Origin of the sequence: Maribacter luteus, from assembly GCF_009674825.1 — a bacterium.
GTDB lineage: Bacteria > Bacteroidota > Bacteroidia > Flavobacteriales > Flavobacteriaceae > Maribacter_A > Maribacter_A luteus.
On the sequence record NZ_WKJH01000003.1, the window covers coordinates 1 to 22,474 of the forward strand.

Sequence of the window (22,474 nt, forward strand, 5' to 3'; positions counted from 1 at the left end):
TGAACGTTTCATAAGCAAATAATCTATTTAAAGTTAAACATTTATTCGCCCTATTTTCTCTAATTTTATTCTGTCCAGTTTATCGGGAGGAGGTCATGAAAATAGTAACTTTTAAGTTACCTTTGAGCAATGGAAAAAGTAAGGGAAGTTATCCAGTATAAAGGGTATTTCGAAGAATTCTTGCTCAAATAACCGAAAAAGGTTCAGGACAAGATATTTAAAGTAATCGAAATAATCGAGACTTATGAAAGAGTTCCCTCCACTTATCTGAAAGCACTTGTCGGAACTAAAGGACTCTACGAAGCCCGAATAAAATTAGGCTCGGACATTTGGAGAGTCTTCTGTTTTTTCGACAAAGGAAAATTGGTAATACTCTTGAACGGATTTACCAAAAAATCGCAGAAAACACCAAAAAAAGAAATCGACAAAGCGGTCGGACTAATGAATTCATACTATGAAGACAAAAACAAATAAGATGGACACCAAGAGTTGGAAAGAAATCAAGGACACCGTTTATGGAAAAAAAGGAACGGAACGTAGAGACGGATTGGAAAGAGATTTTGAGTCTTTTAAAATCGGTTTGCTTTTGAGAAATGCACGGGAAGAAAAAAACCTTACGCAGGAACAACTGGGCGAATTAGTAGACAAAAAACGGACTTATATTTCACGAGTAGAAAACAATGGCAGTAATCTGACATTGAAAACGCTTTACGAAATTGTGGAAAAAGGTCTTGGCGGAAAAGTTACGATTTCAATCGAAGTGTAAAAAAAGTACGTTTTACAACAATAGTAACCGTTGCACAAGCCCTTGAACAGCAAAAAAAAGACCTCTTTTAAGCCCTTTTTAGGGGCTTTTTGTTTTTAGGACACTGGACATTCTAGATTTTTAGGGGGGCCTACAAGTGTTCTTTCAAGTTCTTGGCACCTGTTTTTTGTAAAAAATGATAAAGCAAGTAATCCCACCCCACTTTTCGTTCGTTTTCCCATGAATTTCAGGTATTTCTTCAGGTTGTAGGCGATCGTCAATTAAAAATGGGCGAACCGCTTTTCTTGATACTCCTTTTCCCCCGCATACCTAAAGTTACGATCCGTTTCCTGATCGGCAATGATCCACAATGACTTTTTTCTTAACTTGTGCAACAGGCACACAACCTATAAACAATACAGACTTCGGGTTTTACCCTAAGGCTTGTGCATTTTTATGAAGACCGCAAAATCTTATGGATTTAGCTTTGGACAAAAAAAGGAAAAACCAAAAGCTCTAGCTTCGTGCGTAGACGGAAACTGGCCAACACGCCAACTCGCCAGCTGCTAACGCAGACGGCGTACCTCCTCACTGCTCTTTGCTTAACCGTTGGCAACAAGCTGGAAAATTTCACCCCCTAGAATTAAATTAACTATTCTTTTTGGTAGCACAAACTTCACTCTATTTCCAATTTTCTAACTTATAGTCTTCAATTTTTTTATCAATAAAACCTTCTTTATTGTTTTTTATAATTTGAAGCGTTTCACCAGAATATAATTCTGGATGAAACTCTCTAACGTGTTTATCGCTCCAAAGAGATAATTCTGCTATTATGGGCATTAGATCTACACCCTTTTCGGTTAAAGTATAAATATTGGTTTTCTTATTATCTGGCAATTTATCTTTTGTGATAATCTTAAACTCTTCAAGCATTTTTAATCTTGATGATAATATGTTAGTAGCAATAGCTTCTTCACTCTCAATAAAATCTTTAAACGTTTTTTTCCCTTCAGTCAGCATTTGTTTAACAATAACCAAAGCCCATTTATCTCCAATAACATCAAGCGCAACAGTTATAGGACAATTACATCTGAATTTATGATCCATTATATCTAATGTATTTATAATTGATTGCAAAGATACAATTTTTAATTTTTTACTTGCAAAATGAAATTAATTCAGTTTTTACTTGCATAGTAAAAGTAACTTATATATTTTTACTTGCAATTTAAAAGTAATATACAATATATAAAACAAATAAAAATGAAAAATGTAATTATCACAGGAAGCAGTAACGGATTTGGATACCTTTCTGCAAAACTATTTGCAGACAACGGTTATAAGGTTTATGCAACAATGAGAAATCCTGAAGGAAGCAATTCTGAAAAGAAACAAGAACTGGAAAAATATTCTTCGAGTATTAAAGTAGTGGATATGGACGTTGCCGAAGACGATTCGGTAAAAGTTGCAATGGACAGCATAATTAAAGAAGTCGGTACAATTGATGTACTAATAAACAATGCTGGTATAATGCATTTAGGAATTGCAGAGGCTTTTAGTATTGCCCAAGCTAATGACTTAATGAATATAAACTATTACGGTATCATTAGAACCTCTCAGGCTGTATTACCAACAATGCGAAAAGAAGGAAAAGGGTTAATAATCAACACAACATCTGCTTATGGTAGAGTACCTGCTCCCTTTGCTTCAACTTATAGCGCATCTAAAGCAGCTGTAGAAGCTTATACACAAAGTTTAAAATATGAATTAGCTCCTACTGGAGTTGAATCCATTTTAGTTGAACCAGGACCATTTGCTACTAATTTAGGAAATTCATTTGTTCCAGAAGCTAGAACAGAAATTGTAGCAGAGAACCCAGAATTACAAAAGATTCTTGGCAGTATGGTTGAAGGATTTGGAGTGTTAATGCAATCAAAAGATATTCCACAGCCTAGTATAGTTGCCGACGCTTATTTAAAACTGGCAGAAATGTCTCAAGGCTCAAGACCAACACGTACCACAGTTGGATTACCATTTGGTGCAGACAAGGTTAATGAACTAACGCAGTCTATACAAGATGAGTCTTTAAGCAATTACAAATTAGAGTACTTATTAGAAACAAAAATCAAATAAAATGACCAATAATATAGCAGGCAAAGTAGTAGTCATTACAGGTGGAAGTAGCGGATTAGGAGAAGCTACAGCGCATTATTTGGCAGAAAAAGGAGCAAAAGTAGTATTAGGTGCTCGTAGAGTAGAAAAATTAGAAAAAGTGGCATCAGAAATTAAAAAAAATGGAGGTGCTGTTGAAATTTTAAGAACAGATGTTACCAGTGCCGATGATGTAAAAGCTTTGGTAAAAAAAGCCATTGACAGTTTTGGTAAAATTGATGTTATGGTCAACAATGCCGGTATTATGCCTTTGGCACCATTAAGTGCTTTAAAAGTTAACGAATGGGACAGTATGATCGATGTTAACATAAAAGGTGTGTTATACGGTATTGCTGCAGCCTTGCCAGAATTTGAAAAACAAAAATCGGGTCACTTTATCAATTTAGCATCTGTTGCGGGATTAAAAGTAAGTCCCGGAGGAGCAGTTTATAGCGGTACTAAATATGCAGTGCGTGCCATAAGTGAAGGATTGAGGCAAGAGGTTGGTAAAGATATTAGAACCACTATTCTTTCACCGGGTTTAATAGATTCTGAACTACAATTAGGAAGTTCAGATGAGGCAACTTCACAATTTGTACAGCAAGTTTACAAAGATGCCATTCCTGCAATTTCCATTGCAAAAGCTGTTGCCTACGCTATTGAACAACCTGCAGATGTAGATATTAACGAACTAGTAATTCGTCCAACGATACAAGAATTTTAAAATAAAATTAGAATAAAATGGAAGATTTTAAAAAAATATGGAATGACTGGTGTGAAAGTTGGACTATAACTAATAATACCGAAAGAGAACAAGAATTACAGAAATTTATAGCTGAAGATTTTAAATATACAGATCCACTTCAAGCAGTAAATGGTCGTGCACAAATATCGGATTATATAGGACAGTTTCAAGAGCAATTTCCTGGAACAACATTTGTTCCAACAAAAATACTTTCTCATCACGATAGATATCTAATAAAATGGGATATGCTAAACGAAAAGAATGAAGTTGTTGATGATGGAACGAGTTTTGCATTAGTTGAAGACAATAGATTAAAAGACATTACTGGATTCTTTGATGTAGAAAATTATCCTAATTTATAATTCAGTCTTCTTACGATTTAATGTTATTTCAAAAATCACAGTAGTATATTTCATTATTACTGTGATTTTTTTATTTACCCAATGTTTAAAAATGGTAACCGTTGCACAAGCCCTTAATTCCTACATAAACGGATTCATATAAGCCTCCTCAAGGGGCTTTTTTATTACTTCTTAGTGTTGGACTGTAAATTTCCGATGGCCTGAAAAAGCTAAAAACAGATCTTGCACAACACTTTATTAAAAAGCCTTAAATAAAAGTTTTCCTAGCCCACTATTGGAGCGTTTTTGCTCGAATTTCAGGTATTTCTTCAGGTTGTAGTCGATCACCAACCGGAAACTCGCAAACAGTTTTTCTTGGTAATCTTTCTTTCCCTGCATACCTAAAGTTACGATCCAAACGTTAAAATCACCTTTATCCTATGTGGTTTTTTCGTTAACTTGTGCAACAGGCACACAGTATATAAAAAATTGCTGGTGTTTGGTTTAAATAAAAGCAGTTGCACGTTTGCTACGTCTGATTTTCCTTCGGAAAATCCTCGCACGCAAACACGCAACTTTTCATACATAAACACGTTAGCTTTAATATGAAAAAAATAGCCTTACTTGTTGGATTTATATTAATTATTTTTTATTTTTTTCACAGATATCTAATCTTTAGTTCCCCATACATAATTGAATTAAAGGATAATGATAATTTAGAAATATATCAAATTCTTGATTTCGACAAAGACAGTCTATATATCTCTAAAGAACGTTTTATAACAGATATACCGCTAACAGATTCAAATTATAGTCAGTTTGTACATATTCGTAAAGGGATATTGAGAGATTCTAATAACACTATTTTTTTTGTTAAATCAGACTATAATAAGAAAGAAAAAGAAGTTTATAGGATTACAGATGACTATAAATACGAAAGAAGTGAAATTTCAGATTTAGATAAGTTAACACCTCTATATTACACAGAGTTCCCTAATGCCTCAGAGTTTAAACCATTTTACTATAAACTAAACGGCTACATAAATATAAATCCAGAAGCTACCAACCCAATTATTTTAGATTGCAAAAAGGAATTTTACCCTAGTTATTTTTTAAAAAACTTTTGGGAAATAGTATGTTGGAGTTTAAACCCTGCTGATTGTAGTCCAAATGCTCGAAAAGCGAAATACATAATCAAAATACAGTTAAAGAATCAAACATTAAAACTTAAGAGTAAAGGTACTTCAGATTATGCTTACTTAAATATCTATTATAAAGATAATCCCAAAACTGATGATTTTATCCTTATTGAGTATTTTAATTCATTGTGGATTGTAAAAAATAAATAATACTAAAGCTAACACCGGTAACCGTCGCACAAGCCTTTAATCAGACATAATATTATCAATATAAGCCTCTTCAAGGGGCTTTTTTTATACCTCCCTAGAAGTTGAAAGTGAATTTTAGATGCCATAAAAATGTTCTGTTCAGGTATTGAAAGGCACTTTTAACAAATGCAACCAAAGCAAGCAATCCCACCCCACTTTTCGTTCGTTTTCCCATGAATTTCAGGTATTTCTTCAGGTTGTAGGCGATCGCCAACTGGTAACTCGCGAACAGTTTTTTCTGATAGTCCTTCTTGCCTTGCATACCTAAAGTTACGATCCCTTTCCTGATTTAGAAAATAACCACGGTCTTTTTCATATCTTGTGTAACAGGCACGCTGCGTCAGCACTAATTTGAAAATCAATGAACCGATTCGCTAAAACCCTAGAAAAATACACTTCCGGAAAAAAAGTATTGGGTCTTTTTATACTCACCAATGTTATTTACCTATTCATGTTACTGGTTACGATTCCAAAAACAATGGGATTCTCGAACGGAATGAAATTGTTGGATATGCTTCCAACGGGATATAATCAGGACTATGTAAATAAATTATTTAGTACACTTGGTGAAAATGGGCGTGAAATTTATTTAACCAACCAAATACCTGTGGATATGATTTATCCGCTACTTTTTGGGCTGACCTATTCTTTGCTTTTGGCATTTTTTCTAAAAAAATTAAGCAAACTCAAGTCCCCTTTTACCTATCTTTCTATGTTACCAATAATTGCAGGAATCGCGGATTACCTGGAAAATATTGGGATTATCACAATGTTGAACAATTATCCGGACTTGACAGAGACTACAGTTAATGTAACCAATATTTTTTCAATTATAAAAAGCACTACAACCAGTATATATTTTGTTGCTTTGATAGTAATCTTAATAATACTTGGAATTAAATTCATAAAAAAGAAATAAAACTAGTGCTAACACCGGTAACCGTTGCACAAGCCCTTAATTCCTATATAAACGGATTTATATAAGCCTCCTCAAGGGGCTTTTTTCATTGTGTCCACAGGCTCCATCGTGTATAACAACCTTAATTCCCTCTTTTCTTCTGTCTGATTATATTATAAATTTAAAGAGGATCAAACCTAGGACGTGTATAATTAATTACTCGTTGCGTGTGTACTCTGAAAATCCTGCAGATTTCGATAATGATTAGTTTCCATTTACTATCTTAGATCTAACCAACGCAACAAATCATATACGAACACCTTGGCAAACATTTAGCGCGACCTCATGAAAAAAAGAAAGACAATTGCAATATTACTTTTGATTATCGGAATTGTTCTAAGTATCGCCTTTATAGTGAAGATTGATTTCCCCCAAGGTTTCGAGGCATATTTTAAAAGAGAGTATTATAATCAATTTGGTCCTTTAGCTATAAGTGTTGAGTTATTAATTGCTAGTTATTACCTATTTATAGGCCATAAAAAAACAAATTTCACTTTAGCTCTTTTTGGTTTTACTGCTTTGCTAGATCCCATTTTTAATCAAATTGGGCTTTTCAACAGCATCGTGCCTTTGTCTGGAACTATAATTTTATCGTTTTGTGCTTTGTTATGTCTATGGTTGGCATTTACAAACATTTATAAATTAAAACGCTTATCTATTTTTGCAGCTGTCCTCAGTGCTGTGCTTGGTGTCTTTATAGAACTGTTCTTCAATTACCTGCAATAACATTTACCAATAACGCGAATAGTTCATTACTTCTGTTTATTCAGTATCTTGGTATTAACACAACGAAACCATACACGAGCACATTGACTACAATATGAAAGCATTCAATTTTTAGCGAAAAAAAGGACCATATGCCCAATGATGATATAAGCAAAACTTCAATTTTCCAAAGAATAGTTGATTATGGTGCTAATAAGGAGTTTTCAATAACTGAGAATAGGTATCTGCGGATAACAAATATTGCCTCTATCCTTGGCATCTTATTCATGGTGATGTGGATGATTACTGCTCTTTATCTTACAGATGCCCCAATACTTCACGTGAGCAATGGACTCTTGGCATTGATGTTTTCATTCGTTCTACTGTTCAATGGCAAAGGTTGGAGGGTATTGGCTTCAACTTGGTTTACCGCTACAACTTATATTGGAATTATTCTATTTCTTTATTTGCTGGGTTACTCGTCAGGGGTTTGGGTCATTTGTTACATCATAATAATTACTCCATACATGACCTTCCCTAAAAGTGCGAGGAAATTAGCTATCGGTTTTAGTATATTGGGGGGCTTGACTTTGATTATTTCGGTTGTGCTTCAATCAAAAATTATTGCTCACTATAATGTATTGGACCCTTATTTTCTGCAAGTGATCAACATCAGCACAACGGGATTGATTTGCCTTACAATCGCATGGACTTTGTCTGTATTGATCGATAGGTCAGAAGAGTCTTTAAAGGCAGAGCAAAAAAGATCAGATGACCTTCTGCATAATATCCTTCCGGTAAATGTGGCAAGAGATCTAAAAGAAACTGGTAAAACAGTACCTAAAAGACACAAAAATGTAACTATACTGTTTACTGACTTCATAGGCTTTACCGAGTTAGTAGCTAGCATTCCTGCAATTACTTTGGTCAACGAACTCAATGATATTTTTGGACGATTCGATGAGATTGTCGAGGAGACAGGAGTTGAAAAAATTGAAACAATTGGGGATGCATATATGGCTGCATGTGGCCTTGAAGAAGAGGTTAAAGAACATGCCATTAATTGTATTAAAGCTGCACAACGCATGTTATCCTATCTTGAGGAGAGAAATAACAAACATGAAATAAAATGGAGAATGAGAGTTGGGGTACATTCGGGGCCAATAGTGGCCGGCGTAGTAGGAAAAAAGAAATTTAACTATGATCTCTTTGGAGATACGATTAATATGGCAAGTCGTATGGAATCTTTAGGAGAGCATGGCAAAATAAATATATCAAAAACAACCTACCAGCTTGTCAAAAATGATATCAATTGTGAAAGCAGGGGAAAAATTCACGCTAAAGGAAAAGGGGAATTGGAAATGTATTTTGTAAAATATAGCTGACAATATGTAATGTATAGCACCCTTCGGGATGCCACAACACCATATACAGAACAATGATGTAGCTTTATTCATATCATTTTCATTGATTTTAAAGGTATTCCTGTGTTCGCTGCGCTCGTGACGCCCGCGTCGACCATAATCCCTTCATCCCCTTTAGCCCCACTCCTTCCCCCACACTGTTTTCGCAGATGTCGCCCGGTCTTTTGGAAATGCTACATCATCGCAGCGCCATATGCAATTTATCACCGCTGCTTGCCTATCTTACGGGTGTTCATCCGTCGCTTTGATCAGTGGTAGACGTCATTTTATTCCCAATATTGTCGAAAACCTTTTAAGGTTTTCACTATATTCCCTTAAAAATAACGTGGACTTCACATAGCGCGGCGTTGGCGGTAATAAGAAAAACTACAGAACCAATTAAGAACATATGAAAATAGTAAAGAAAATAGGAAAGTGGTTTCTGATTTTATTGGGAGCAATTGTTGCGTTTATTTTAGTTGTTTTATTAGTAATCCGAATCAATAGTTCCGGAGATGAAGAACCTTTTTTAGACGAAAAGGGAAATGTGCTTCCAAATAGTATTGCTATGCACGAGGATATGACAATTAATGGAGTACCACAAAGGATTACCATTAGAGGAAAAGACAAAAACAATCCCGTGCTACTAAAAGTTCACGGAGGACCAGGAGCACCCATTTTACCCGTAATTTACAAACTCACAGGAGTTGATTTGGAAGATATATTTACGGTTTGTTATTGGGAACAAAGAGGCTCTGGACTAGCCTATAATGACAGCATACCTGATTCGTCGATTACCCTAAACCATATTGTGGATGATGGTTTGGAATTATCAAATCACTTAAAAAAGACTTTTAAAAAGGATAAGATTTACATCGAAGGTTTATCTTGGGGAACAGCGGTAGCAGCTTATATGGTTCAAAAAAATCCTGAATTATATCACGCCTATATTGGTAGTGGTCTTATGGCCAATCTATCACTTTCGGAAGAGTTATCTTATGAATTTGCAATGTCAGAATCGCAAAAACATAATGATACGATTTCAATAAATCAATTAAAACAAATTGGAAGACCACCTTATGTTAAAAACTCAAAAAATTCAGTAGTTGAAGCCTTTGAAATAGAACGACAGATTGTAATGAAATATGCACCGATAAAATTAGATACCGACTTTAATTTTATTAAAAGTATGTTTTTAGATGATGGATTGACGTTTAAGGAAAAATTTACCGATATGATAAATAGTCCTGAATCCTACTATCCTGCAGCTAAGATTTTACAACCTACTGCTATCGATATGAATCTAATGCGTGATGTTCCTGAATTTAAAGTGCCAGTATACATACTACAAGGAGACAATGACCATTTTACTGAAACGTCTGTAGCAAAGGCGTATTTTGATTCAATTATTGCGCCATCTAAAAAATGGTTTTTATTTGAAAATGGAACGCACGGAGTACAGGTTGAATATCCAGAAAAATATCGTTCAATATACATCAATGAAATACTGGGGAAATAATTACTACCGCCAACAATGAACTGAGCTAAAAAACAACTAAAACTTAGCTCAATCTGCCAGTATTCTCCCTATCATCTTCGTTGATTTTTAAAGGTATTCATATTTTCGCAATGCTCGGAACGCATGCGTCGACCAAAATCCCTTCATCTCATTTTGCCACCGCTCCCTCCCGCACACTGCTCTCGCAGATGTCGCCCGTTCCTTTAAAAATGCTACATCATCGCAGCGCTATGACAGATTGCCATCGGGATAGGATGAGAGGTCACTGGCAAATAACGCCGCTACGGCTTTTCAACGCAACATATCAATACGCTATATGCAATTTATTCACCGTTGCTTGCTTATTTTACGGGTGTTCATCGGTCGCTTTGCTCGGTGGTACACATGATTTTATTCCCAACATCGTAGAAAACTTATAATGGTTTTCACTATATTTCCTTAAAAATAACGTAGACTTCACATAGCGCTGTATTGGCAGCAAATTTCAAAAACCATGATTAAAAAAGCAACAACAATTCTCATAATTCTTTTTATCAGTTGTTCGCCAAAATCTGACTTGCCCGACAATTCACAGAAAATTGAAAACCTTAAAACCTTTTCCAAGATTTATGGATATATAAAATATTTTCATCCAAGTGATGAAGCCTTTGGACTCGATTGGGATAAATTTTCAATTTATGCCGCAAACAAGGTGTTGAAATGTGAAACAAACGAAGCGTTTGTAAACACAATCTACTCTTTATTTTCTCCTATTGCACCTTCAATTAGATTTTCTAATTCTAATGGTGATACTTTGGTTATAAAAAATTCGAATAATTCTGATGTTATTGGAGAACAATTCTGGTTTCACCAAGGGGTTGGATATGGAATGTCAATTCAGAATGGTCCATTTTACAGTAAGCGCATTATTGCCACCCCTGAAAATGATTCTATATCATTTCGACCAAGATATGGAGAGACCACAATTGTTAGCCTTAATGAAAATCGATATTTAGCTATTCCTTTAGTTGTCAACGTAAATGAAAGTGGCACAATTCCAAAATCCAGTAAAAAGAGTATAGAGAATCTTAGAAATAAACTAAACAATTATAAAATTGACAAAAGTTCAATATCCTTTAGACTAGGAAATATTATAAATACTTATAATGTGTTCCAACACTTTTTTCCCTATTTCGATGTTTTAAATTTGGATTGGGAAAATGAATTAGAAAGTGCTCTAATCAGGTCTTTTAAAGATTCCTCTTTAAAAGACCATCTTATTACACTCAGAAAATTCACATCGCCTTTAAAAGATGGTCACATATTCATAACTTCAAAAAGTGTTAAGGAAGAAGTATATGCCCCTCCCTTTTTTTGGGAGTGGTTAGATGATAAACTTGTGATTTCAGATGTTTGGGAAGATGATTTAAACCTTAAAAAAGGTGATGAAATAATAAAAATAAATGGAGTTGATTCAAAAGAATTTTTTGAAGAGATTAACTCAATGATATCCGCTGGAACTTTAGGCCGGTTGCGCCACAAATCAGAAGAGATTTCGCTTTTGGGAGAAAGTGGCTCAAAATTTACAATCGAAACTGTCAATCAAACAATTGAAGTTACCAGAAACCAAGAACCTTATAGTCATGCAAAATCACTTAACCCCTACACAAAGATTGAAGAAGGAATCCACTATCTAAATCTTTCCCTCATGGACATGGAAACCTTTAACTACCTGCTTCCTCAACTCGAAAAAAGTACTGGTTTAATATTTGATTTACGAGGTTACCCCTATAATAATGGTGAGATTATTAAACATTTAATGAAAGTAGGTGATACAACAAAGGATTGGATGTATATTCCTAAAATTGTTTACCCAGACCAGCAAAAACCTAAAAGTTATTTGACCGCAAGTTGGAAAGGATTTTTTGAACCGGCTTTACCATATTTGGGAGATAAAAAGGTAGCAGTAATTACCAACGGAAAAGCCATAAGCTATGCTGAGAGTCTAATGGGTTTCGTTAAGGGGTATAAATTAGCTACCATAGTAGGGCAACCAACTGCTGGGACCAACGGAAATTTCAATACGTTTAATCTACCAGGTGAAATTGAAATTAGTTGGACTGGAATGAAAGTTGTAAAACATGACGGCTCTCAATTATATGGAATAGGTATTTTACCCGATGTTTATGTTCAAAAAACAGTAAAAGGAATAAGAGAAGGCAGGGACGAGTTTCTTGAAAAAGCAATAGAAATTGTACGGTAAAAATCTGCTGCTAACAGAGCCTAAACGTAATGCGGGCTTCGGGCTTAATCTAAAGGTCTATGTATATTTATAAAGTCGCTAAATTGAATATTTCGCTGTCGCGTAATCTTTAATTTTAACTTTGGAAAAAAGAAAGAAAAAGCAAAACAAAAAGATTTTGCTATGTGCGTGGCGGAAAGCAAACGCTAGTTTGCGCCCATACTGTTCATAGCTCAACCGTTAGGCATAATAATGGCATGAAAGAAGAGATTAACTTAGCAGGAAGACCTTACATCTTTAGATTCAGACAGAATACTGACAGAACAATCGAGGAAATAGCCGAAAATTATATTTATTTTCCTGATAGAGAATCCCTGAATGACCCTTTTGATTCTAGTCCTGATTTAGTTTATTTGACAAAGAACCCTGAAGCCACCTTAAAACTTTATCAATTAGTTTCTGAAGGAATTACGGATAAAGCGGTTAAAAAACATTTTGACTCTAAATATGATTTAGATAAACTTCAAGAATTCGCACATGAAAAAGTTAAGGATTTTATACTTGAATTTGGAGTTGCATGCTTTTCAATGTATTATATGAACTTGCCACTTTGGGCAAACTATGCAAATGACCATAAAGGTGTTTGTTTGCAATTTGACAGCGACATTGACAAAGATTTTTTCTCAGTTTTAGGACCAGTAAGTTATGTAGAAGACTTAACAAAATTGGAATTCTCTCCGATTATTGAAGATTCTGACATGGGAAAAATTTTTTATAGAAAAGCCATAAATTGGAGTTATGAAAAAGAAGTTCGTTTAGTAAAAGGATTTAAAGGAAAAGCTAATTACAATAAAAGAGCATTGAGAAATGTGATTTTAGGATATAACTCTGACGATGATTTCAGAGATAAAATAGTTGAAGCAGTAAATAAAAATTATGAAGATGTTGGAGTTTACAAAATGGAAAAACCAACTAAAATAAATAAGTTTACATTGACAAAAATAAAATAATACTATGCCTAACACAGGTAACCGTTGCACAAGCTCTTGAACAGCAAAAAAAAGACCTCTTTTAAACCCTTTTTAGGGGCTTTTTGTTTTTAGGCCACTGGGCTATCTAGATTTTTAGGGAAGCTTACACTGCGTTGTGCCTAATTAAAAAATTCCGTTTCATAAAATAATTAAGATCAAATGATTTTATCTTTGATAGTATCAAAAATGAAACCGCGCTACCGATTACATCTTCTATTTTAAAATTAATAATTTCTATTTCAGAAAAAATAGGAGATGTAATGAAGATGTGAAAGATTCACTGAAAGCAAGTAAAGGTTCTATTAATGGAAATGTAAACTTGTTACTAAATCAAAATAGCATTGAATAATCTTGAGAATATTTTGGAGAAAGGATTGCAATTTGATTTAGGTACAGACAGTTTAAAGAAACAAAACCTAAATGAAATTCCAAATTATTATGAATTTCTTTAAAATGAAATACCACTACTGAAAATTAAATAGGAGTAAAAAAAACAAATAGAAATATGACCTTAGAAAAACAAATAGCTAAAATATTCAAACTTGATGGGGAGAGTTGGATGAAGCATACCAATCCTTGGTCTATATGGACAAGGTTTGCTACATTACCTTTTATAATTCTGGCTGTATGGTCGAGAATTTGGATTGGATGGTATTGTCTAATTCCGATTGCTATTCTTATTATTTGGATAATTATAAATCCAACCTTATTTAAGAAGCCAAAAAGCATAGAAAATTGGGGTGCAAAAGCCGTTTTAGGAGAAAGGTACTGGGCTGAACGAAAAACAGTATCAGTTCCAAAACACCACTCTACACCAATTCTTATTCTAACCATATTACAAACTGTTGGTGGAATTATTTTAATGATAGGTTTATGGAAACTAGAAATAAACTTGACAATAATTGGTGCGATTATGGCTTATATGTCTAAAATGTGGTTTCTAGATAGAATGGTTTGGATATTTAGAGAAATGAAAACGAACACCCAACAACATAAATAATTTATTGCCTCTTTTTGCTTACTTAAGAAAATCCTCCCGTATTTTCCATTCGGTCTGTATTTGCTAAATTAGTCGCTGAAAACACGCAACGAAATCAAATACAAACACGTTGGAAAACAATAAAGCAGAACCCCTTTAATAAGCAAATCATGAAAAATATACTATTGCTTTTTGTTATCGTGATTCCATCATTGGTATGTGGACAAAAGCAGGAAACTTTAAGTGGGATTTTATGGGGTAGGGTGAATAATTGTTACTCAATGTTTGAAGATATGGACGATGATGGGGTTCTTGATTTCAACAAGATCGATGACTCCCAAAACGGTTACCTAAAAATCTCTGGTAGCTGGCCAACTTGTGGATGTTCGTGTAATTCTACGGTTGGGGCCTATAAAAACAGTGAGGGTAAGTATGTAATCCTTCAATCAGATCAAGTAGAATGTAGTTGGGAAAGAAAAATCTCATCCAATCTGGACCTAAAAGAAGTTTTACCCATTGATTTTGGTATCAATAATTTTACATCAGAGCATATCGATAGCGAAAGCGACTATTCGGTTTTTTTTATTGACATTGAAATTCCTAGGATTGGAACAGATACCAAAGTTAAAATTGAATTGGTCCCCTTTGGATTAAGACCCAAAGGTGAAAATTTAATTTGTTTTGGATACAAAGTAGAGGAACCTTATAAATTTCTCTATGGTATTAAAAATGTAGCAAAAGGAATATCAGACCCAAATACCATATCTTATTTATTAAACGGCTCTTTTGATAAAATATCATCTTCGGACAACACACTAATATCAAAATTACTTGGACCTGAAGATGATCGTTTTGAATCTATGGAAGAGTTGAGCGAATATTTAAAAGAACTAAAGAATACTTATGATCTGTATTGCAAACTGAAAACCAATGAATTGATTCTGGGGTGGAATAGAAGTGAATCAAGGTTTTTCATAAAAGGTACAGGAGAAAAAATACCTGAAATATCATTTAGGGAATTCTTGATAAATAATAGCTATTGGAGCTGGATGTGCTAATAACACTATATAGGAATGCGCCTTTGGGGTACCGCTAGTGCAGACCCCGAACGTTGTCCATAGTTACACAATATGCTACCCCTACTTCAAAACCAATGAACTTTTTGCTTTCACGTTATTCGTATTAAAGTAAATTGAGTAAGATTTTGAGAAATATAGAAACTAGAAATTTGGCTACACGTACATTGGAAGTAAGCACCTTTTCCCCAAATCCCTATGAATTCTACTAAAATTCCGTTTTCTTTATCTAAATTAGTTTCACGACGGGTCTTGCGGCCCACCAAACCATGACATATACTTATGAAAAATGCAATACTAATTTTCATCTTATTGATAAGTACTGTTACGTATGCCCAAAAATCCAATCTTTCAATGTTCAATAATCTTGTGGGAAAATCTTGGAAAGCAAGTGGAACTTGGGGAGACGGGAATAAATTCGACCAAGAAATCAGGTTTCATTTTTCATTGGATAGCACGATAGTCATAGCTGAATCGTATGGATACATCAATAAGGAACAAACTAAGACAGGATTGCGAAATCATGGAATAAGACAGTATGATAAAAATACCGATAGTATAAAATTTTGGGAATTCGATGTTTTCGGGGGATTGACCAAAGGAAGCGTTTATTCCGAAGGGAAGAATATTATATATCAATATACCTATGGAACCTCAACTGTTACCGATATGTGGGAGTATGTTGATGACTCCACCTATAATTTCAAAGTCGGATTTTATGAAAATGGTGAATGGAAACAAGTATATCTGAGCACTAAATTCAAAAAGGTCAAATAAAATCATGTTAAACGGTTATTCTTCATAGCCAATCCTAACCTATATCCTAACTTAGCGATATCGGAATCTGCTGATTTTTAATTGGTTTGTATGCCAATTAGGTGTTAAAAAACACCTAACCTAACCACTTACAAATACATAATCCCTTATTTTTAAAAAGGCATTTTGTCATAATTACACCACGTCACCATTGCAGAAAAAATTAGGGATATCATTACTATTGATCATATTGACTTCTATTTCAGGAATGGGTCAAGAAAAAACCACCCTATTGAAAGGGATGGTAAAAAGCCTTAAGAATGATGTTTCCAATTTATTGATCGTCAACCTGAATTCTAAAAAATCCACGATTACCGATTCCTTAGGCCTGTTCTCCATTGAAGTAAAACTGAAAGATACACTGCAGATTAGTGCGGTTCAATATCAAACGAAGGAATTCATTATTACCGATACGATCATTAATCAGAATTTAGTCGTCATAAACCTTTCAGAGAACGTTATCAATTTAAATGAAGTCACGGTTACCCCTTATAATCTAACAGGGAAAATAGACCTTGACATTGAGAGGCTGGGAATTAAGCCTGTTGTCACTTCATCTTCATTAAAACTGCCCAATGCCAATATAGAGGTAATGACCCAAAGTGAACGTTTGCTCTTGGAAGCCGATAGAGGAAAATATGTTTATTATTATGGCATAGCACTAGTAATAAATACACATAAAATAATGAACAAGCTTTCTGGTAGAACCAAATCTTTCGAGGATATGATCGCACGTGATGAAAACATGGAACTGGAGAAGGAAATCATATCTAAGTTCTCAAAGAAAAAACTATCGGAAAGTTTCGATATCCCCGAGGCGAACATCGACGGATTTCTTACGTATTGCCTAATCCAAGAAGATTTCCCAAGTCTGTCTAACAAGAGTACAACAGAGGTTTGGAAATATCTGAAAATAAAAAGTGTAGCTTTCAAAGAAGCGGATTTCTTTAACGAATAACAGAAAAAAAATAGAATTGTTCCTTATAAAAGGGATGGCAAAACAAGCAGCTGAAGTTGTAATCAATTCCTATAAAACAGATTTGCAATAAACACACAATCATTTCAATTTTACTTCCATTATTTAAATGAACCTAGGCCTTATCACCACATAGTCCGTGAGGTATGACCCATTAATGAACCGATAACCCGGAATATACCTAGCCGAACCTCTTTACCCCTTATTTTGATTAAATCTATTGAACTAAAGTGGTATCTTTATTATCAATTCAAACTTACAAGCCGTTACCTTTATAATATGTTTTAGGAACTGATTTACCTACACTTAAAAGAAGGAAGCTATTTTGCTTGCAAGAGATTTTCAACAATGAATTCAACGTTCATACTTCTGTGGACAACACCATAAAGAATTACAAATTTATATCTATCTAGCTCGTTTTTAATTTTCGTCCAATATGAAAAAAGCAACGGTTTTATCACTTTTAGTACTACTATTATCAGCATGTAATTATGGTTTCAGCCAGGAATTGAAACTCAATGACCTAGAATATTTTGAGACGCAAGGTGTGAATGTACTAGTGTACAGCAACCTTTTTACAGGAGGTTTCAATGATGAGAAGACCGCTGGCATTGAATTGATTCATCATGGTGTCAGAACAGCACAAGGTGGGGCTGTTAGACTTTCCAGTACTCCAGAGCAGTGGGATCTTGTTCCTGAAATACCAACCCGAAAGGTAGATAAAGAATCGAAAAGCATTGAAGCTACATTAAGGTATGGAGATTACGATTTTGATTCACGCGTGGTTGTAACGGCTAAGGGCAAAGGTGTTGAGATTGCCATTTACCTGGACAAACCGCTTCCTAAGGAACTTGAAGGGAGTGCCGGATTCAATCTAGAGTTTCTACCCTCTCAATATTGGGCAAAGACCTATCTGATGGATGGCCGTATAAATCGGTTCCCACGCTATGTGGTAGGCAACACTATAACGAGACCCAACAGTGAAAAACTTAAACAATTCAAAGGATATGTAACGTATGACGACAGAGGAACGGGCAGATTTATAGAGCCCTTACCCCTCGAAACCGGCCGTTCCATTATCCTTGCACCCGATAAACCAGAACGTTTGGTGAAAATCACCTCACATGAAGCAGATCTTATGCTATTCGATGGCCGCGTATTGGCCCAAAACGGATGGTTTGTAGTACGCAGTTTGCTTCCAGCAGGGAAAACAGGCAAGGTGTTGACCTGGACCGTTGAACCAAATGCCATAAACGATTGGGTAAGGGATCCGAATATCGGTTTCTCTCAGGTGGGTTATCTCCCCTCGCAACAAAAAGTAGCCGTCATAGAACTCGACAAACATGATAAACCCCTTGAAAAAGCATCGATTTACAAAATCGGTAACGATGGTAAGGCAACTGAAGTTTTCAATGGCAATATCGCAACATGGGGAGACTATTATAAATACCACTACATTAAATTCGATTTTTCTTCAGTCAATACTCCCGGTATATACTATATAAAGTATGGCAACTTTAAAACAAACAACTTTTTAATTGAAAACAACGTTTACGACAAGATCACTGATGCCACAAGTGATATATGGATCCCCATACATATGAATCATATGTTCGTTAACGAGGCGTACAGGGTGTGGCACGGCGAGCCATTCAAGGAAGGTTATCTCCAGGCTCCACCAAATACCGATCACTTTGACCTGCATGGTCAAGGGCCAACAACCGATACAAAGTATAAGCCAATGGAAACGATTCCAGGATTGAACGTTGGCGGCTTTTTCGATGCCGGGGATTTTGATATCGAGACAGGATCTAACATTGGTGTGGTACAGAACTTTGTTAAAACATGGGAATATTTTAAACCCTTGCGCGATCAGAATTTTGTTGATGAGAAACAGCGTTATGTTGATCTTCACCGTCCGGATGGAACCCCTGACATATTGCAATTTATTGAGCATGGAACTCTGAACCTAGTGGCCCAGGCAGAGATTATCGGCCACATGGCACAAACACTTTCGAACTCTGTTTTAGATAATTACCATCACCTCGGTGACGCAGCATCGATAACAGACGGTCTCCCTTATAATCCGAACCTTGGTCCTTACGAAGTGGCCCCTGATGGCCGGTCGAGCGGAGTCAAGGATGATATGTGGGCATTTACAAGTCGTAATGCTGGTCTTAATCTTAGGGCAGCAACTATGTTTGCAGCGACAAGCCGGGTGTTGAAAGGATATAACGATGATCTTTCTGCAAGGACATTGCAACAATCAAAAAGACTCCTGAAGGAGGCTACGGAATTACTAGCCGAACAGCCACAGGACAGCCTTGGGTGGAGAGCCATTTCAGCAAATATGACCACCAACTTGCAACTGTACATCTCAACCAAAGAACAACAATACAAAGATAAATTCCAGGAACTTTTATGGCCTGCACTTGATAAAAACGTAAGTTTTACCATATTGACCGCTTTGGAGGCCATACCTCACATGGATATCGCTTTTAAAGAAAAACTGCGCCCATATGTAGTAAAATATAAAGAATATATAGACGAGCTTGAAAATGACAATCCATATGGTGTACCTATTGGCCTAGGTAATTGGGCACGGAGCGGAACCATAGTCAGTTTTGGTACCACCATCTGCTTTGCCAATAAATATTTTCCGGATATCATTGATGCCAGTCATGCTTTCAAAACTACCAATTGGCTGTTTGGCTGCCATCCGTACCACAATTACTCCTTAGTGGCAGCGGTAGGTGCAGCACGTCCAAAAAAAGTGTTTTATGGTAATAACAGGGCAGATTTCTCATTTATTCCAGGAAATGTAGCCCCAGGAATATTATTCAGAAAACCCGATCACTTTGAAAATTATGACGATTGGCCATTTCTTTGGGGACAAAACGAAGGCACAATTGGTGGTAATACCAACTATCTGATTTTTGGGTCGGCTTTTAAGAATTTAGTCAAATAACGGGTATTTCTTAATACTATATCAATCCTTGGACCAAAGACCGAAGTTGTTTTAAATTCGTAGATTCCATTAAAAAAGTCATCATACGTTCGTTTTATTGCCGATCGTGACCAACGATCGATCATAACCACTATATAAAAAACATTAAACCAATCGAAACCCATATTGCCCCCAAACTAATTGCTCCTGTACGGTTACAAGAGTATGGCGTAGGAATTTTCAATTCAGTCCCGACAAAATCGGCATTAAAGAAGGCGATAAAAAAACAATTGGTAACGGTCAATGATGTTATAGCCACAACGGCAACTTATATTCATGGCGGGGAATATATACGCCTATCAATACCAGAAGTACAGGCGCCAAGAAAAAAACTGGTATTTCCCCTGCAGGTCCTATATGAAGATGAATACTTAGCAGTAATCCATAAACCTGGTGGTATCCTTGTCAGCGGTAACGGTTTTAAGACCATTGCCCATGCTTTGGCACAGAACATAAAAAAAAGCAACCTTCCCGATGTCACTACCCCCCAGCCCGTGCATAGATTGGATTTTGCCACAACGGGCATTCTTTTAGTGGGTAAAACAAGCGGCAGTATACGTGCTTTGAATAAATTATTTGAACAAAGTGCCATAATAAAAACCTACTATGCCGTTACTATAGGCGAAATGGAGCAAAATGGGGAAATAACATCAGACATCGATGGCAAGAAATCGCGATCGAATTATACCCTTTGTAAATCCGTAGCCTCAGAAAGGTTCGGTACACTCAACTTGGTTAAACTTGAACCCCGAACTGGTCGTAGACATCAACTACGCAAGCATTTATCCTGTATCGGAAACCCGATATTGGGAGATAAGGTATACGGGATTGAAAATTTGATCCTCAATGGCAAAGGGCTGTACCTGCATGCTTATTCCCTGCAATTCATCCATCCGTTTACAAAGAAAGAATTGTACCTAACAGATGGCTTTCCCGAAAGGTTCAAAAAAATCTTCGGTCAATTGGAATAACTCAATTGATGTCCGAAAACAAATAGTAAAAACATTCCTTTTCAACATGTCATAAAAGCCAAGACGGTATAATATTCACTAAATTTGGTTGTCATTTAATCCAACTAAATCATGACCAAAATCCAATTTTTATTTAAATGTCTCCTACCCTATTTCCTGTTTTCAGCACCATTTCTGTTATTCTCCCAAACTACCGATAAATGGATTGACAAGAACGAGAATGAGAATTACACCGCACGCCATGAGTGTTCTTTTGTACAAGCCGGTGATTCCTTTTATTTATTAGGTGGAAGGGAAAATGCACAAACGTTGGAGGTGTACGATTTTGGGAATGATTCATGGAAAAAAGCGGGAAACAAAGTGCCGAAAGAATTCAATCATTTTCAAGCGACTTTTTATAAAGGTTTTGTATGGGTGATCGGTGCATTTAAGACCAACTCCTTCCCAAGGGAAATTCCTGAAGAAGCCATTTGGTTGTACCATCCTCCTACCGATCAATGGATACGGGGACCTGAAATTCCTGAAGACAGAAGAAGGGGTGGTGCCGGACTGGTCGTTTATAACGATGTTTTTTATTTGATTGGGGGAAATACCATAGGTCATGACGGTGGATACGTAAATTGGTTCGATGCCTACGACCCCAAAGAAAACAGCTGGACGGTTTTAGAAGATGCTTCCCAAAAACGGGATCATTTTCATGCTGCCATTATCGATGATGTGCTTTACGCCGTAGGTGGAAGACAATCTGGTGGTGAAGGCGGGGTTTTTTCACCACTGATCAGTATCGTTGACGTTTATGATTTTAAAACCAACAAATGGTCGACGTTGAAAAACGATTTACCTACACCTAGGGCTGCTCCGGGTATTATCGCGTTTAACAACGAATTATTCGTCATGGGTGGCGAAGGGGAAAAACAAGGTCCTGCGTTCAACATTGTGGAAGCCTATAACCCTAAAACAGAAAGTTGGACAGATAAAGCCCCCATGCACTACCCACGACATGGCACGCAGGCCATTTTATCCGGGGAAGGTATATATATTGCTGCCGGCTCCCCAACCAGAGGCGGGGGAAACCAACACCATATGGAGGTGTATCATAAAGACCAACCCTATGGCCAAAAATTAATCGCTTCCGAATTGGTCGTACCTAAAAAAGTAAAAATTGCGGAAGGCAACACCAAATCGATCACTGTTCACAATAAAAACGGTAATACGGGTAGTTTTGTCACTTCCATAAAGATATCCGGAGCGGCAAAAGACAATTTTGCTATTAAATCAAAGTCCGATAACTTTTTAGTTGACCCCAACGGTAAATTTGAGATTGAAATAGAACATCAGGGAAAGGTTGAAAACGGGAAAGCTTTTCTAGAGGTTTACTACAATGGTAACCTAAAGGAAACCATGGAAATACGAACAAAATAAATTTAATTATAACGTTAACA

General features: G+C 35.9%; 20 protein-coding genes and 1 pseudogene. 19 read left to right on the forward strand and 2 right to left on the reverse strand.

What is annotated here, in order from left to right; translation table 11 throughout:
• Positions 1-204: 204 nt before the first annotated feature.
• Positions 205-474: pseudogene (locus tag GJ691_RS05840) on the forward strand (type II toxin-antitoxin system RelE/ParE family toxin); the annotation flags it as partial.
• 1 nt (position 475) lies between these two features.
• Positions 476-766: a helix-turn-helix domain-containing protein gene (locus GJ691_RS05845; protein ID WP_089895954.1), complete on the forward strand. Its 291-nt coding sequence runs from the start codon at positions 476-478 to the stop codon at positions 764-766.
• 660 nt (positions 767-1,426) lie between these two features.
• Here GJ691_RS05845 and GJ691_RS05850 read toward each other — a convergent pair.
• Positions 1,427-1,882, reverse strand: coding sequence for a winged helix-turn-helix transcriptional regulator (locus GJ691_RS05850; RefSeq protein WP_246200127.1), 456 nt, complete (start codon positions 1,880-1,882; stop codon positions 1,427-1,429).
• A 126-nt stretch (positions 1,883-2,008) separates the two neighbouring features.
• Between GJ691_RS05850 and GJ691_RS05855 the strand changes: the two genes are divergently transcribed.
• From GJ691_RS05855 to GJ691_RS05870, 4 genes are all read left to right on the forward strand, one after another.
• Positions 2,009-2,878 (forward strand): SDR family oxidoreductase, encoded by an 870-nt coding sequence (locus GJ691_RS05855; RefSeq protein ID WP_154364772.1) that lies wholly within the window; start codon positions 2,009-2,011, stop codon positions 2,876-2,878.
• Between the two features lies 1 nt (position 2,879).
• Positions 2,880-3,620 carry an SDR family oxidoreductase gene (locus tag GJ691_RS05860; protein WP_154364774.1) on the forward strand — a complete coding sequence of 247 codons (741 nt, stop codon included), beginning with the start codon at positions 2,880-2,882 and terminating at the stop codon, positions 3,618-3,620.
• A 17-nt stretch (positions 3,621-3,637) separates the two neighbouring features.
• Entirely contained in the window at positions 3,638-4,003 is a 366-nt protein-coding gene (locus tag GJ691_RS05865) for a nuclear transport factor 2 family protein (RefSeq protein ID WP_154364777.1), read from the forward strand.
• Between the two features lie 584 nt (positions 4,004-4,587).
• The gene (locus GJ691_RS05870; protein WP_154364779.1) at positions 4,588-5,331 is read left to right on the forward strand and encodes a hypothetical protein; all 744 of its coding nucleotides are present in this window, start codon (positions 4,588-4,590) and stop codon (positions 5,329-5,331) included.
• A gap of 94 nt (positions 5,332-5,425) precedes the next feature.
• Here the strand turns inward: GJ691_RS05870 and GJ691_RS05875 are convergent, their stop codons facing one another.
• Positions 5,426-5,632, reverse strand: coding sequence for a transposase (locus tag GJ691_RS05875; RefSeq protein WP_154364781.1), 207 nt, complete (start codon positions 5,630-5,632; stop codon positions 5,426-5,428).
• A gap of 99 nt (positions 5,633-5,731) precedes the next feature.
• On the opposite strand from GJ691_RS05875, the gene GJ691_RS05880 reads away from it, so the two are divergent.
• The 13 genes from GJ691_RS05880 to GJ691_RS05940 all read left to right on the forward strand — a co-directional run bounded on the left by GJ691_RS05880 (position 5,732) and on the right by GJ691_RS05940 (position 22,454).
• Positions 5,732-6,289 carry a hypothetical protein gene (locus GJ691_RS05880; RefSeq protein ID WP_154364783.1) on the forward strand — a complete coding sequence of 186 codons (558 nt, stop codon included), beginning with the start codon at positions 5,732-5,734 and terminating at the stop codon, positions 6,287-6,289.
• A gap of 324 nt (positions 6,290-6,613) precedes the next feature.
• A complete protein-coding gene (locus GJ691_RS05885) occupies positions 6,614-7,054 on the forward strand; it encodes a hypothetical protein (protein ID WP_154364785.1) in 441 nt (146 codons plus the stop codon).
• A 131-nt stretch (positions 7,055-7,185) separates the two neighbouring features.
• Entirely contained in the window at positions 7,186-8,418 is a 1,233-nt protein-coding gene (locus GJ691_RS05890; protein ID WP_154364787.1) for an adenylate/guanylate cyclase domain-containing protein, read from the forward strand.
• Between the two features lie 427 nt (positions 8,419-8,845).
• Entirely contained in the window at positions 8,846-9,955 is a 1,110-nt protein-coding gene (locus tag GJ691_RS05895; RefSeq protein WP_154364789.1) for an alpha/beta hydrolase family protein, read from the forward strand.
• A 493-nt stretch (positions 9,956-10,448) separates the two neighbouring features.
• Positions 10,449-12,197 (forward strand): S41 family peptidase, encoded by a 1,749-nt coding sequence (locus GJ691_RS05900; protein ID WP_154364791.1) that lies wholly within the window; start codon positions 10,449-10,451, stop codon positions 12,195-12,197.
• A gap of 236 nt (positions 12,198-12,433) precedes the next feature.
• Positions 12,434-13,186, forward strand: a complete 753-nt coding sequence (locus tag GJ691_RS05905) for a DUF2971 domain-containing protein (RefSeq protein ID WP_154364793.1) — start codon at positions 12,434-12,436, stop codon at positions 13,184-13,186.
• Between the two features lie 526 nt (positions 13,187-13,712).
• The gene (locus tag GJ691_RS05910; RefSeq protein WP_154364795.1) at positions 13,713-14,207 is read left to right on the forward strand and encodes a DUF6653 family protein; all 495 of its coding nucleotides are present in this window, start codon (positions 13,713-13,715) and stop codon (positions 14,205-14,207) included.
• Between the two features lie 149 nt (positions 14,208-14,356).
• Positions 14,357-15,244 carry a hypothetical protein gene (locus tag GJ691_RS05915; RefSeq protein ID WP_154364797.1) on the forward strand — a complete coding sequence of 296 codons (888 nt, stop codon included), beginning with the start codon at positions 14,357-14,359 and terminating at the stop codon, positions 15,242-15,244.
• Between the two features lie 300 nt (positions 15,245-15,544).
• On the forward strand, positions 15,545-16,039 hold the full coding sequence (locus GJ691_RS05920; protein WP_154364799.1) for a hypothetical protein: 495 nt from the start codon (positions 15,545-15,547) through the stop codon (positions 16,037-16,039).
• A gap of 190 nt (positions 16,040-16,229) precedes the next feature.
• Positions 16,230-17,036, forward strand: a complete 807-nt coding sequence (locus GJ691_RS05925; RefSeq protein ID WP_154364801.1) for a carboxypeptidase-like regulatory domain-containing protein — start codon at positions 16,230-16,232, stop codon at positions 17,034-17,036.
• A 454-nt stretch (positions 17,037-17,490) separates the two neighbouring features.
• Positions 17,491-20,022, forward strand: a complete 2,532-nt coding sequence (locus tag GJ691_RS05930) for a cellulase N-terminal Ig-like domain-containing protein (protein ID WP_154364803.1) — start codon at positions 17,491-17,493, stop codon at positions 20,020-20,022.
• A 179-nt stretch (positions 20,023-20,201) separates the two neighbouring features.
• Positions 20,202-21,032: an RluA family pseudouridine synthase gene (locus GJ691_RS05935; RefSeq protein WP_425481736.1), complete on the forward strand. Its 831-nt coding sequence runs from the start codon at positions 20,202-20,204 to the stop codon at positions 21,030-21,032.
• A 111-nt stretch (positions 21,033-21,143) separates the two neighbouring features.
• Positions 21,144-22,454, forward strand: a complete 1,311-nt coding sequence (locus GJ691_RS05940; protein WP_154364807.1) for a Kelch repeat-containing protein — start codon at positions 21,144-21,146, stop codon at positions 22,452-22,454.
• Positions 22,455-22,474 lie beyond the last annotated feature (20 nt).